Raw genomic sequence first — 12595 nt, 5'->3', positions numbered from 1 at the left:
CGGGCGTCAGGAGGCGGCGGTGAGCGCCCAGACGCCCAGCGCGAGGCACAGCAGGGCGAACACCAGCAGCGGCACGGCGACCTTCGCCGGCGGACCGCCGCGCCGGGCCGGTGACCGGGCGGGTTCCGGCGCGGGGGCCGGTGTGGAGCCCGGAGTGGAGCCCGGCACCGGACCCGGGCCGCCGGGCGGCGGTGCGGCGCCGAGGCGTGCGGTGGGCACCGTGACCTGGGTACCGTGGTCGGCCGGGTGTGCAGGGGCGCTCACGGACGGCACGGGCGTCGGTGGCGTCCGCGGCGGCGTCGACAGCTGCGAGGGCGACAGCTGCGAGGGCGGCAGCTGCGAGGGCGGCGGCTGCGGCGGAGCCAGGGGGAAGCTGCCCGTCGTCGAGGGGCCGGGCGGAGGCACCGGGGGAGCCTGCCGGGGCGAGGGCGTCTGCGGGGGTGCCGCGGGGCCGTGTGAGGGCGTCACGGACCCGTGCACGGGCGTCGGCAGGGCCGGGGCGTGGTGGCCGGGCAGGGAGCTGTCGGCGGGGCCGGGAGAGCGGCGGTGGAGCGGTCCCCCGGGGCCGTAGCCCTCGGGCAGCGGGCCGATCCGGTCGACGATCTCCACCGGCCCGGCACCGGCCGCTCCGGCGGAGGCGGCCGTCCCGCTGCCGCCGAGCAGTTCGGCCGCGCCCGCCAGGGCCTTGCGGGTGCCGGTCGCGGTGCGGAAACGCAGCCCGCGGTCCGGCTGGAGGAGCCCGCCGAGCACCTGCCACAGCGGCTCGGGAACCCCCTCCGGCGCCGCGGGCATGCCGTGCTCGTAACGGGCCAGCACCGCACGGGAGTCGGGCCTGACGCCGGTCAGCAGATACAGGCCGACGAGGCCGACGGCGTAGAGGTCCGTGGTGAAGTCGGCCTCGCCGCTGAACATCTGCTCCGGCGCGAAGTAGCCCGGCGTTCCCATCACATGGTCGGTTCCGGTCAGCTGTGCGTCGCCCGGCCGGACGGCGATGCCGAAGTCGGACAGCCGCAGATGCGGAAGGCCCCGGCCCGTGGGCTCCAGAAGGACGTTGGCAGGTTTGACGTCCCGGTGGACGACGTCCTCGGCGTGCACGGCGGCGAGCCCGGCCAGCAGCTGATCGAGGAGCGTGCACACCAGACGCGGCGGCAACGGGCCGTGGTCGGCGACGAGTTGGGTGAGTGAGCCTCCCGCGACGAGGTCCATGGTGAACAGCACCTTGTCGTCGTCCGCGGCCCAGCTCGCGGGCGCGAGCACATGCGGATGATCGATACGCAGGGCCTGTTCCCGTACGAACCGCAGCAGCGTGTGCGCATCGCTCTGCTGTAGCACCTTGGCCGCCACATAGCGCTGCCGCCTCTCGTCCCAGGCGCGCCACACCCTCCCGACGCCGCCCCGCCCGATCGGATCGACCAGCTCGTACCGCCCGGCGAAAACCTCTCCCATGCTGACTGAGCCCGCCCCCTGTCCCGGCCCCGCGTCCCTGCCCTTGTCGCCCCTGCCGCCCCTGCCGCCCCTGCCGCCCCTGATGCCCCTGCCGCCCCCGGGCCCCCGACGCCCTGTTGCCCCCAGTTGCTGCGCTTGCCGTGCTTGCTGCGCTTGCCGTGCTTGCTGTGCTTGCCGTGCTCACTGTGTCCGCCCCTGCGTGCCGCGTTCCTGAGCCCCTGCCGCGGCGGGACGGGTTCAGCTCTGGTGGGCCTCGTAGTGCTTGACCGCGTCCGAGGTGCGTCCGGCGCCGTACACCCGGAGGAATTCCGCCAGTTCCGGGTGCGAGGGAGCCAGTGCGTTGGACGCGTCGATGATGTCGGCAGCGTCCGAGACCGAGCGCAGCAGTGCCTGGATCTCGCGGACGACGCGCTTGACCGGGGTCTGGGCGAGCCCCGACGAGACCGTCTGCGTCGAGTTGTTGAGCACGCTGCCGCCCGCGGAACGCCGGATCTCCTCCATGCGCTGGGTCGCGTCGCCCGCGCTGACATCACCGCGCGCGACCTCGGCGGCCAGCTCCTGGAGCGCCTGCACCCGCTGCACGACGGCCGGATTTCCGATCTTTGCGCGCTGCCCGCTCATGAGCTGCGAAAGCATAGGAGCGGACAGTCCGAGCACGCCCGCGAGGCGTGCCTGGTTGAGTCCCAGATCGTCGATCAGCCGACGGAAGAGAACCCCCAACGGCTCGCCGTACCACTGGCTCTGGAGCTCTCGCGCTTTCGCGGTGGCGTCCTGTGCTGCTGCGTCCATCCCGACTCCCGTGGGCTCCCCTGGAGGTCTTCGCTTGAGCGAACTTCCCGAGCATCCTACGGAGGCCGACAGGGGCGGGGCGATACCCGGTCGGAATTCCGCTCCGGGAGCCGGTACCCTGGTGCGCGACGGGGCCATAGCTCAGTTGGTAGAGCGCTGTCTTTGCATGGCAGATGTCAGGGGTTCGACTCCCCTTGGCTCCACGTCGACAGAGCCCCTCCGGCCTGCGTATACGCGGCCCGGAGGGGCTCTTTGCGTCCGCCCGGCCGACGCGGACGGGCGGCCTCGACGTGCGCGGCGGAGCAGCTGCCGCAGCCGTGTGCTGTTACGCGCTCTCCCGGCCCTCGTCGTGCGGTGGGAAGGGCAGCGGATGGGGCGGGTAGAGGACCGGGGTGCCGCCGCCGCGTGCGGTGTTGAGGAGGTGGCCCTGGCTCATGCGGCTGCCGTAGCCGATGACGCGCCCCTCCAGGACGGGCACCACGAGATCGCGGTGGCACGGCTCCTCGTCCGAGGTGAGGCGTTCCGCGCTCACCTGCTCCTGCACCAGCCAGCCCCGGTGCCCGAGGGACCGCACGGTGCGCTCCCACTCGTCGGCCGGGGTGTCGGCGCCGATGACGACGGCGCGGCCCCGGCAGCTGTAGGGCGCTTTGAGCACCAGCCGGGCGCGTTCGGCGACCGCCTCGGCGGGGGTGATCCCGTCGCCGAGCTTGCGGCTCCAGGGGACGAGCGCGTCCAGCGACCACCGCCACGCGGCGGGGAACAGCCGGCGGAAGCGCGGGTCGGAGAGGACGGCCATGCACAGTTTGTTCTCGGCGACCCAGCGTTCGGCCGGCAGGTTGGGCACCACCAGCGCGGGAACCGGGGGGCGTCCGGCGAACCGGCGCAGCTGTGCGTGGAAGGTGTGCCAGGTGTCGGCGGGCCCGCCCTCGACGGGCAGATGTTTGAGGTAGCCGAGGCGGAGCGCGGTCACGGCGGCGGCGTCCGCCGGGTCGGCCTCGACGGGTTCGCTGCCGCGCGCCCGCAGCTGTGCCGCCATCAGCCCGAACTCGAACGATGTGCCCTCCGGCGGCCGGAAGAGGCCGACCTTGCGCAGATGCGGTGGCTCCAGACCATGCCGCCGGCCGTGCGCGAGCAGCCAGTCCGCGAACCAGGCCGGGTACTCGATCGGGGCCGGGGGCACCTGCCAGTGCTCCAGTGCCGGTGCCGCGGCGGATTCGCGCCAGAAGCGGCCGAGCATCCCGGCGGAGAGGAGTCCGCCGGGACAGCTGGGGTTGAACTCCAGGACGCGCACCGTGCCGAGGGTGCTGCCGAGCAGATCGAGGCGGCACAGGTCCACGGCGGGCCCCGCGGCGTCTTCTCCGTCAGCTGCGGCGTTTTCTCCGTCAGCTGTCGTGTTCTCCCGGTCGGCTGCGGTGGTTTCCCGGTGCGCGGCGGCGCCCTCGGCTTTCCCCGCGCTCGCCGCGGCTTCCCGGTACGCGTGTACGACGGCGTCCATGGCGGCGGGAACGCCCAGGAAGTCGCGCAGTTCCGCGTCGTACGGGTAGCGGCGGACGAGGGTTTGCAGACAGCTGACGAGGGTCTCCACCCGGTAGCGCAGCACCGGTTCCGCCAGCGGGTGCAGGGCGGCCAGTGCGGGAAGCGCATGGAGGGGTTCGCGTACGCGGCCCCGCGCCGGTTCCGCCTTCCACACGCCTTCGGCGACGACCCGGGCCTTGACCTCCTCGAACCCCGCCCGCACGGCGCGCACCGCCGCCGCGTCGCGGCCGTGCCCCGTCCCGTCCGGCAGCAGACGCACATCGCGGTCGGGATCCACCAGCGGCCAGCCCGGGTCCGCTGCCGGCTCGACGGCGCCGGCGTGCGGGGACGGTGCCGTCGTTCCGTCGTACTCGGTGCTCATGGTCTCGGTAACGAGTTGTGGTTACGGACGGGCCGCTGCGCGCAAGCGAAAGGCTGGCTTTCCACTCGATCGGATGACGGGGAAAGGGTGGCGCAGCGCCACCCCCGCTGACGCTGCCTATGCTTACGGGCCGCTTTCCGAACCCCTGAGCGCACTGCTCGCCGACTTCGGGCGCGCCGGCACCGCCGACTTCCGCATCCCGGGCTCCGCCCGCGGAATCCCGGGCTCCAGCCCCTGACGGGCACCGGCCGTGCGCCGTCGGCCTTCCGGAACCCCGAGGGACACAAGGTCAGACGAATGGCACCGATGACAGGCCACCTCACCGCCTACGGCTCCGCGCCGTGCCCGAGCACACCCCTGCTCGACCACGGACCGGGCGGCACGGTGAGCTCGCGCACGGAACGGGGCCGCGTGCTCGTCGAGCTGCACGGGGAGATCGACCTGGCGGTGGTCGTCGCTGCCGAGCCCCGGCTGCGGGCGCTCACCGGCCCGGCCGGCGGCGCTTCCCGCGGTCATCTCGTCGCCGACCTGCGCCAGGTCACGTTCATCGATTGCAGCGGCCTGGCCCTGCTCGTCGACGTCCGGGACCGGGTGCTGGCGGGCGGCGGCCGGTTCACGCTGGTCTGCGACGACCGGCGGATCCTGCGGCTGCTGCGCATCACCGGCCTGGCGACGGTGCTGGCGCCGGTCGCCCGCATCGAGGACGTGCAGGACGAGGCCGCCACCGAGGACGCGGCCATCGAGAGCGCGGCCATCGAGGACGCGGCCATCGAGGACGCTGCCGCTGAGGACGGCGCCGACTCCGACTCCGATTCCGATTCCGGTTCCGACGCCGTCTCCGCCGCCGGTACGCAGGCCGCCGGAGACGGGGACGGAGCCGGAGGTGCCGGTGCCGACGGAGGCCGCGCGGACGTCCGGGAGAGCGCTCCGGTGGACGTCCGGGCGGACGGCACGGAGGGTCGCGTCGGCAGCGGCGGTGGGGGCGGCATGCCGGGTGCGGCGGCGGTGGGCCCGCCGGACGCGTCGAAGGGGCGGGAGACCTGAGTCTCCCGCCCCTTCGACGTACGGCCTCCCGCCGGTCGCGGAATCCGGCGCGCGTGCACTCCGCGCCGGCCCGTCCGCTCACCGGCCGGACGGCGGCGCCGTGCTCACTTCTCGCGGCGCTTCTCCGCCTCCGCACCGGTCTGCTCGGCGTGGGCGTCCGTGCCGAGGACGGCGGTGTCGTCCTCGGAGCCGGCGGGCGCCGGCGCGTTCGCTGCGGGGTCGGGCCGTCCGGCCTCGGCCGCTGCGGTGTCGGCCGCCGAGCCGTTGACGGAGGTCAGCCGCGAGGGGTCACCGACCTCCGTGGCGGGCGGTGGCTCGACCAGCCAGTCCGGGTTCGCCTGCCGGTCCCACCAGCGCCAGGCTGCGTAGGCCCCGCCGGCCAGCAGCCCGGCCAGGCCCATCCGCAGCACGAAGCGGCCGGTGCGGGCGCGCCGCCGGCGGCGCCGGGCCAGCTTCTCGATCTCCTCGACGGTCACCTCGCCGCGCAGCGCCGCGACGGCGGCCGCACCGCGCCGCCCGGCCTCCTCGCGGGCGGGCCCGGCCGCGGCTCGGACGTCCTCCACGGCGCTCTCCAGGCGGGGGCCCGCGTACGCGGCGGCGCGCTCGGCGGCGCGGCGGGCCTCGTGGGCCGCGCGGGAGGCGGCGCGGTCGACCTCGGCGGGCAGCGCCTCGCGGGCGCGCTCCACCCGGGGGCCGAGGTACTGGTCGTAGCCTTCCCGGGCCGACCAGCGGGCCTGCCGGGCGGCCTTCGAGACCTTGGGCCCCAGCCGCGCCTGTGCTTCCAGCGCGTAACGCGCTGCCGTGTCCTTGGCGTTGCCCGCGTGGGGCGCCGCCTTCTCGGCGGCGTGACGCACACTGTCCTTCGCTGTGCAGGTCGCGGCGCGCACGCTGTCCATGCGGGTCACGGGTTCCTCCTCCTCGGTGGGTCCCTGGGCGTCTCTCCGGAGAACGGAGGACAGAAGTCGTTTTCCACCCGATTTGAAGATCATGCCTAGATGTGGCCCGCCTGGCATGTGAGGGTGCTCATCCGGGTTATCCACAGGCCCGCCCGGCTTCTCCTGCGTCCGTGGGAGGATCGGGGGAGTCCAGGCAGACAGACGGAAGGTAGATCGTGGCCGAGCAGCTCTACGCCACCCTGAAGACCAACCAAGGCGACATCCTGGTTCAGCTCTTCCCCAACCACGCGCCGAAGACGGTCAAGAACTTCGTCGAGCTCGCCGAGGGCTCCCGTGAGTGGACCGACCCGTCGACGGGCCAGAAGTCCACGGCCAAGCTGTACGACGGCACGGTCTTCCACCGCGTCATCAGCGGCTTCATGATCCAGGGCGGTGACCCCCTGGGCAACGGCACCGGCGGCCCCGGGTACGAGTTCGAGGACGAGATCCACCCCGATCTCGCCTTCACCAAGCCGTACCTGCTGGCCATGGCGAACGCCGGCCCGGGCACCAACGGCTCGCAGTTCTTCATCACCGTCGCGCCGACGACGTGGCTGACGGGCAAGCACACCATCTTCGGCGAGGTCGCCGACGAGGCCGGCAAGAAGGTCGTCGACGCCATCGGCGGCACCGCCACCAACCCGCGCACCGACCGTCCGCTGGAGGACGTGAAGATCGAGTCGGTGGTGATCGAGCGCCGCTGACGCGGCCGGGCCGCGGAGCCGGCGCGCGTCCAGGGACGCCGCCCGGCTCCGCCCGCCGGTACACGAGGGTTCGCGTGGCAGTGAGGTGCGAACGGGGCGCCCGCACCGGGCGGTCCGCAAGACGAGGACGGTCCGGGAGGGGCGGATGAACGAGCAGGACGGGCCGCCGGGGGGCCCTGGTCCCGGGCAGCCGGCGGACGGGAGACCGGATCCGGCCGCGCCCGCGTACTGCTACCGGCACCCCGACCGTGAGACGGGCATACGGTGCACCCGGTGCGACCGGCCGATCTGCCCGGATTGCATGATTCCGGCCTCCGTGGGGTTCCAGTGCCCGGAGTGCGTCAAGTCCGGTTCGGGCACGGGCCATCCGGCCGCCGCGCCGGAGCCGCGGACGCTCGCGGGCGGCCGGCTCTCCTCGGACACCCGGCTGGTCACCAAGGTGCTGCTGGGCATCAACGTGGCCGTCTTCATCGCGGTGCAGATCGTCGGCGGGCCGCTGCTGGACCGCACGCTGCTGTTCGGGCAGGCGATCACCCAGGCGTACGGCCCGCTGGAGGGCGTCGCGGAGGGCCAGTGGTACCGGCTGGTCACCTCGATGTTCCTGCACCAGGAGATCTGGCACGTCGCGATGAACATGCTGGGTCTGTGGTTCCTCGGTCCGCCGCTGGAGGCGGCGCTGGGCCGGGTCCGGTACCTCGGGCTGTATCTGCTGTCCGGGATCGCGGGCGGGGCCGTCACCTATCTGCTGGCCGCGCCGCAGCAGGCGTCGCTGGGCGCCTCGGGCGCCATCTTCGGGCTCTTCGGGGCGACGGCGGTGCTGATGCGCCGGCTGCGCTACGACATGCGCCCGATCCTGATCCTGCTCGCGATCAACCTCGTCTTCACGTTCACGTGGAAGAACATCGCGTGGGAGGCGCACATAGGGGGTCTGGTCGCGGGGGCGGTGCTGGCCTACGCGATGGTGCACGCGCCGCGCGGTCGTCGGCGGCTGGTGCAGTACGGCGCCTTCGCGCTCGTCCTGGCCGTGGTGATCGTGCTGCTGGTGGTGCGGACGGCGCAGCTGACGCCCTGACGGGCCGGGCCGGCAGCGGCAGCGGAAGGGCCCCGGGCGGCGCCCGGCGGAGAGTTGTCCACAGCGTGCAGGGGATCTTGTGCACGGTGTGGCCCGCACGCGGAGACGGTCGTCCACGTGTGCGTTTTCTGTGGTGAGAAGCCTGTGACCAGGGGCTTCACAAAACAGCCCCGGTCACATCGGCGTCAACGTCCAGAAAGTTATCCACAGATCTTGTGAGTTATCCAAGGCTGTGGATCAGCCTGTGGATAACTTCTATTTCCACTGGGTGGAGACCACGAAGCCGCCCGCGATGAAGCCGAAGCCGACGACGATGTTCCAGTTGCCCAGCGGGTCCAGCGGCAGGGAGCCGTCTGTGACATAGAACACGACGATCCAGGCGAGGCCGATCCCGAAAAGCGCCAGCATCAGCGGGGCCACCCAGCGGCGGCCGCCCCCGCGGAGGTCGATGTTCGTGGCCTTCTTCTCCGGCGGAGGCGTGTAGTCCGCTTTCTTCCGGATCCGTGACTTCGGCACGAGAGGTTCTCCTGTCGATGCTGCGCTGCTGACCGCCGTACGGCCCACGGGAAGGGTGGTCCGTTAGCGTAGTGGTTTCCCAGGGCGGAGGGAGACAAGGGTACGGTGACCAGATCGTTCATCCGGCCTGCGCGGTTGGCCGCCATCGGGGTCTTCGCCCTGGCGGGACTCATCTTCTGGGTCAGCTTCAACACCGCGCAAGGCACGAACCTGCGCAGCGATGATTCCATGCTGCGCCTCTCCGACCTCATCCAGGACCGCAGCCGCAAGAACGCCGAGCTCGACAACTCCGCCGCGGCGCTGCGGCGTCAGGTCGACGCCCTCGCCCAGCGCGACGACGGCAGCACCGCCGAGGACAAGCGGCGGCTGCACCGGCTGGAGAAGAACGCCGGGCTGGAGAAGGTGCGCGGCTCCGGGCTGTCCGTCACCCTCGACGACGCCCCGACGAACGCCACCGCCAAGGTGCCGGGGCTGCCCGATCCGCAGCCCAACGACCTCGTGATCCACCAGCAGGACCTCCAGGCCGTCGTCAACGCCCTGTGGAAGGGCGGCGCGAAGGGCATCAAGGTCATGGACCAGCGGCTCATCTCCACCAGCGCGGTGCGCTGCGTCGGCAACACCCTCATCCTCCAGGGCCGCGTCTACTCGCCGCCGTACACCGTCACCGCCGTCGGCGATCCCGGGAAGCTGCGGCAGGCGCTCGACGCCGCTCCCGCGATCAAGAACTACCAGGAGTACGTGGACGCTTACGGCCTCGGCTGGAAAGTCGACGAGCACAAGGCGGTGACTCTTCCCGGCTACTCCGGCACAGTGGATCTCCAACAGGCCGAACCCGTGCGGTAGCGAGCCGTTCGGCGGCCGGGCGGCCGGCGGCCCCGGCGTCCGGGCCGCCCCGGCGGTGGGGAGTGACGGCAGTGGCGTTACGAACGGTCGTACGGAGTCTCAGCGAACTGTGCATCACCGTGGGCGTATTGATCGTCCTGTTCGTCGTCCACCTTCTGTACTGGACCGGTGTGCGGGCCGACAGCGCCTCCGACAGCGAGATCGCGCACCTGCGCAAGGAGTGGGCGGGACACAGCACTTCGCAGGGCTCCGGCGGCGGCAGCGGGACGCAGGCCGGCAAGGGCGGCGGGGCGGGCGACGAGGCGCAGTCCGGGGCGGACGGGGGCGCGGGCGGCCAACAGCCCGCTGCCGCGCGCCCGTACGTGGACGGGCGTTCCTTCGCCGTGATGTACATCCCCCGCTTCGGGCGGGACTGGGCCAAGCCCGTGCTGGAGAACACCGCGGAGGGCACCCTGCGCAAGGGGCTGGGCCACTACACCCGCAGCGATCACCTCGGTGCCGAGGGGAACTTCGCCGTCGCGGGACACCGGCGCACCTACGGTGACCCGTTCAAGGACTTCCCGCGGCTGCGGCCCGGCGACCCGGTGGTCGTCACCGACGGGGACACCTGGTTCACCTACACGATCACCCGCCGCCCCTACCGCACCCTGCCCACCGACACCGGGGTGCTCGACGCCGTGCCGGACCCGCTGGACAAGGCGGCCGCGCCCTACGACCGGCCCGGCCGCTACCTCACCCTCACCACGTGCGACCCGGAGTGGGGCAGCAGCCACCGGCTCATCGCATGGGCACACCTGGACGCCGTCCGTCCCGCGTCCGAGGGGAAGCCGGACGCGCTGACCCGTTGACGCCGTACTCTGGGTGAGGCCCGAACGGCGTACCGGCCTCGCCGGCACAGGCGTCGAGGTGGCCCGGAGGGGCCCGGAGAAGACCGGGGCGGACCGGAGAAGAGAGGACGGCATCGCGGGATGTACGGCTGGATCTGGCGGCATCTGCCGGGCAACGCGTTGGTGCGGGCACTGATCTGCCTGGTGCTGGTGGCCGGGGTGGTGTTCCTGCTCTTCCAGTACGTCTTCCCGTGGGCGGAGCCGCTGCTGCCGTTCAACGACGTGACGGTGGACGGCGCGGCGCCGGCCGCCGGTGCGACGGCCGTGGGGGGCGCGGCGTGAGCGCGCGCATCCTCGTCGTCGACAACTACGACAGCTTCGTCTTCAACATCGTCCAGTACCTCTACCAACTGGGCGCCGAGTGCGAGGTCGTGCGCAACGACGAGATCGTCACCGCGCGCGCCGACGAGGGCTTCGACGGGGTGCTCCTCTCCCCCGGGCCCGGCACCCCCGAGGAGGCCGGGGTGTGCGTCGACATGGTGCGGCACTGCGCGGCGGCCGGGGTGCCGGTCTTCGGCGTCTGCCTGGGCATGCAGTCGATGGCCGTGGCCTACGGCGGCGTCGTCGGCCGCGCGCCCGAACTGCTGCACGGCAAGACCTCCCGGGTGCTGCACGAGGGCGCGGGGGTCTTCACCGGGCTGCCCTCGCCGTTCACCGCCACCCGGTACCACTCCCTCGCGGTCGCGCCCGGCCCCGTGCCGGACGAGCTGGAGGTCACCGCCTGGACGGACGACGGCCTGGTGATGGGGCTGCGGCACCGCGAACTGCCCGTCGAAGGCGTCCAGTTCCACCCCGAGTCCGTGCTCACCGAGTGGGGTCACCGGATGCTCGCCAACTGGCTCGCCGACTGCGGCGACCGGGGCGCCGTCGAGCGTTCCACGGGCCTCGCGGCGGTGCCGGGCGCGGCCGGTCTGGGGACGGTCACGGGGTGACCTCCGGGCCCCCGGAGCACGACGGCACGTACGGCGGGCCCGACGGGGGCCCTCCGTACGGTGGAGGTCCCTACCCCGATCGCGACGCCTACCGGGCCGCCGTCGACGCGCTCGACGATCCGCTGAACGATCCGATCCCGGTGCCCGGCCCGCAGCCGGGCCTCCGGGCGCAGCAGGAGGCGCGGCCTCCGGCCGCTCAGGAGCCGCGCGAGCGGGGCCCGTTCGAGCCGGTCCGCGAGCCCGACCCGCTCCCGGACCCGGACCCGGAACCTGTCCGGGATCCCGCGCCCCTTCCCGAGCCCCCGCCCGTCCAGCAGGCCGCGCCGGCGCCGGGGCCGCAGCGGGCCGCGCCGGCACCGCATCCCGTGCCACAGCCCGCGCCCGCCCCGCAGTCGGCCCCGCAGCGGGTGCCCGAGCCCGCCGGGCAGGGCGCGCCCGCCCCGGCGTCCCGGCCCGCGCCGCAGGCCGTGCCGCACCCCGTGCCGCAGGCCGGTGCGCGGTCGGCCGCTCCGGCGCGGGAGGCCGCCCCTCCGGCGTACGGGACGCCACCGGGCGCCGGGCAGGACCGGGGGACGGTCGGGCTGCGGCGGCCGCGGCGGGAGGAGTTGGCGCGCCGTGCCGCCGGCCGCGGCCCGGTCGGGGGCCCGGCGGGGGAGCCGCTGCCTGCCGGGCCGCGTACCGAACGTCCGCCCGGGCCCTCGCGGTTGGAGGCACGCAGGGCGGCGCGGGCGCAGAAGCCGGGGCCCGGGATCATCGCGAGCCGCTTCCTCGGTGAGGCGTTCATCACCTTCGGCGTACTGATGCTGCTCTTCGTCGTCTACCAGGTGTGGTGGACCAATGTGCGGGCCGGTATGCAGGCCGGGGGCGCCACCGACAAGCTCCAGGAGAAGTGGGGCGACAAGAAGCCGAAGAAGTCGGTGGATCCCGAGCGCAGGCCCGGGGCGTTCAAGCCCGGTGAGGGCTTCGCGATCATCCACATCCCGAAGATCGGGATCTCCGCGCCGATCGCCGAGGGCGTGTCCAAGAGCGCGGTGCTCGACAAGGGGATGGTGGGGCACTACGGGAAGAAGCCGCTCAAGACGGCCATGCCGTGGGACGAGCAGGGCAACTTCTCGCTCGCGGGACACCGCAACACACACGGCGAACCGTTCCGGTACATCAACAAGTTGGGGCCCGGCGACACCGTCGTCGTGGAGACCCAGTCGAAGTACTACACCTACAAGGTCACCCGGCAGCTGCCGTCGACGTCACCGTCCAACACGAGCGTGATCGACCCGGTTCCGGCCCAGTCCGGCTTCACGCGTCCCGGCCGGTACGTCACGCTGACCACCTGTACCCCCGAATTCACCTCGAAGTACCGTCTGATCGTCTGGGGGAGGATGGTCGACGAGCGTCCGCGCAGCGAGGGCAAGCCGGACGCTCTCGTCGACTGACCGGCCGGACGGCTCCGGGCCGGTCCGGTACGGGCGGGCCCAGCGCCACGCGCACGAGCGTGGCGCCCAGTGCGAGATCGCGAAGGCGGCGGAAGAG

General features: G+C 73.1%; 13 protein-coding genes and 1 tRNA gene. 9 read left to right on the top strand and 5 right to left on the bottom strand.

What is annotated here, in order from left to right; all coding sequences use genetic code 11:
* Positions 1 to 6 precede the first annotated feature (6 nt).
* Complete coding sequence (locus tag SCA03_RS16100) at positions 7 to 1446, bottom strand: serine/threonine-protein kinase (protein WP_086818065.1); 1440 nt, start codon at positions 1444 to 1446, stop codon at positions 7 to 9.
* 237 nt (positions 1447 to 1683) lie between these two features.
* Positions 1684 to 2235, bottom strand: coding sequence for a DNA-binding protein (locus SCA03_RS16095; protein WP_030886045.1), 552 nt, complete (start codon positions 2233 to 2235; stop codon positions 1684 to 1686).
* A 130-nt stretch (positions 2236 to 2365) separates the two neighbouring features.
* On the opposite strand from SCA03_RS16095, the gene SCA03_RS16090 reads away from it, so the two are divergent.
* Positions 2366 to 2438 (top strand) — tRNA-Ala (locus SCA03_RS16090).
* A gap of 122 nt (positions 2439 to 2560) precedes the next feature.
* On the opposite strand, the gene SCA03_RS16085 is transcribed toward SCA03_RS16090, so the two are convergent.
* Positions 2561 to 4132 (bottom strand): hypothetical protein, encoded by a 1572-nt coding sequence (locus SCA03_RS16085; RefSeq protein ID WP_086818032.1) that lies wholly within the window; start codon positions 4130 to 4132, stop codon positions 2561 to 2563.
* Between the two features lie 297 nt (positions 4133 to 4429).
* Between SCA03_RS16085 and SCA03_RS36810 the strand changes: the two genes are divergently transcribed.
* A complete protein-coding gene (locus SCA03_RS36810) occupies positions 4430 to 5176 on the top strand; it encodes an STAS domain-containing protein (RefSeq protein WP_268932869.1) in 747 nt (248 codons plus the stop codon).
* Positions 5177 to 5280: 104 nt separating this feature from the next.
* Here the strand turns inward: SCA03_RS36810 and SCA03_RS16075 are convergent, their stop codons facing one another.
* A complete protein-coding gene (locus tag SCA03_RS16075) occupies positions 5281 to 6081 on the bottom strand; it encodes a DUF5324 family protein (protein ID WP_158102355.1) in 801 nt (266 codons plus the stop codon).
* A 206-nt stretch (positions 6082 to 6287) separates the two neighbouring features.
* On the opposite strand from SCA03_RS16075, the gene SCA03_RS16070 reads away from it, so the two are divergent.
* Together SCA03_RS16070 and SCA03_RS16065 are read left to right on the top strand one after the other, a co-directional pair.
* Positions 6288 to 6815: a peptidylprolyl isomerase gene (locus SCA03_RS16070; RefSeq protein ID WP_030886056.1), complete on the top strand. Its 528-nt coding sequence runs from the start codon at positions 6288 to 6290 to the stop codon at positions 6813 to 6815.
* Between the two features lie 145 nt (positions 6816 to 6960).
* Positions 6961 to 7887, top strand: a complete 927-nt coding sequence (locus tag SCA03_RS16065) for a rhomboid family intramembrane serine protease (RefSeq protein WP_086818031.1) — start codon at positions 6961 to 6963, stop codon at positions 7885 to 7887.
* 255 nt (positions 7888 to 8142) lie between these two features.
* Here SCA03_RS16065 and crgA read toward each other — a convergent pair whose 3' ends face one another.
* Positions 8143 to 8403: a cell division protein CrgA gene (crgA, locus tag SCA03_RS16060; protein WP_030886062.1), complete on the bottom strand. Its 261-nt coding sequence runs from the start codon at positions 8401 to 8403 to the stop codon at positions 8143 to 8145.
* A 105-nt stretch (positions 8404 to 8508) separates the two neighbouring features.
* Here crgA and SCA03_RS16055 point away from each other — a divergent pair, with 105 nt between their 5' ends.
* The 5 genes from SCA03_RS16055 (at position 8509) to SCA03_RS16035 (ending at position 12498) form a co-directional block, all read left to right on the top strand.
* Entirely contained in the window at positions 8509 to 9246 is a 738-nt protein-coding gene (locus SCA03_RS16055; protein ID WP_030886065.1) for a DUF881 domain-containing protein, read from the top strand.
* Positions 9247 to 9317: 71 nt separating this feature from the next.
* Positions 9318 to 10094: a class E sortase gene (locus SCA03_RS16050; RefSeq protein WP_141275461.1), complete on the top strand. Its 777-nt coding sequence runs from the start codon at positions 9318 to 9320 to the stop codon at positions 10092 to 10094.
* A gap of 120 nt (positions 10095 to 10214) precedes the next feature.
* Positions 10215 to 10415 (top strand): hypothetical protein, encoded by a 201-nt coding sequence (locus SCA03_RS16045; protein ID WP_030886070.1) that lies wholly within the window; start codon positions 10215 to 10217, stop codon positions 10413 to 10415.
* Positions 10412 to 11065 carry an aminodeoxychorismate/anthranilate synthase component II gene (locus SCA03_RS16040; RefSeq protein WP_086814743.1) on the top strand — a complete coding sequence of 218 codons (654 nt, stop codon included), beginning with the start codon at positions 10412 to 10414 and terminating at the stop codon, positions 11063 to 11065. Before SCA03_RS16045 ends, SCA03_RS16040 begins: the two co-directional genes overlap by 4 nt.
* Entirely contained in the window at positions 11062 to 12498 is a 1437-nt protein-coding gene (locus SCA03_RS16035; protein ID WP_141275460.1) for a class E sortase, read from the top strand. Before SCA03_RS16040 ends, SCA03_RS16035 begins: the two co-directional genes overlap by 4 nt.
* Positions 12499 to 12595: the final 97 nt, after the last annotated feature.

The organism is Streptomyces cacaoi (genome assembly GCF_006539165.1).
Classification (GTDB): domain Bacteria; phylum Actinomycetota; class Actinomycetes; order Streptomycetales; family Streptomycetaceae; genus Streptomyces; species Streptomyces cacaoi.
This window is presented reverse-complemented; position numbering and strand designations above follow the sequence as displayed.

Bases quoted from the DNA above. Each gene is read 5' to 3' on its own strand.
- SCA03_RS16100 (WP_086818065.1), bottom strand. From the start codon at position 1,446: ATGGGAGAGGTTTTCGCCGGGCGGTACGAGCTGGTCGATCCGATCGGG.
- SCA03_RS16095 (WP_030886045.1), bottom strand. From the start codon at position 2,235: ATGGACGCAGCAGCACAGGACGCCACCGCGAAAGCGCGAGAGCTCCAG.
- SCA03_RS16085 (WP_086818032.1), bottom strand. From the start codon at position 4,132: ATGAGCACCGAGTACGACGGAACGACGGCACCGTCCCCGCACGCCGGC.
- SCA03_RS36810 (WP_268932869.1), top strand. From the start codon at position 4,430: ATGGCACCGATGACAGGCCACCTCACCGCCTACGGCTCCGCGCCGTGC.
- SCA03_RS16065 (WP_086818031.1), top strand. From the start codon at position 6,961: ATGAACGAGCAGGACGGGCCGCCGGGGGGCCCTGGTCCCGGGCAGCCG.
- SCA03_RS16045 (WP_030886070.1), top strand. From the start codon at position 10,215: ATGTACGGCTGGATCTGGCGGCATCTGCCGGGCAACGCGTTGGTGCGG.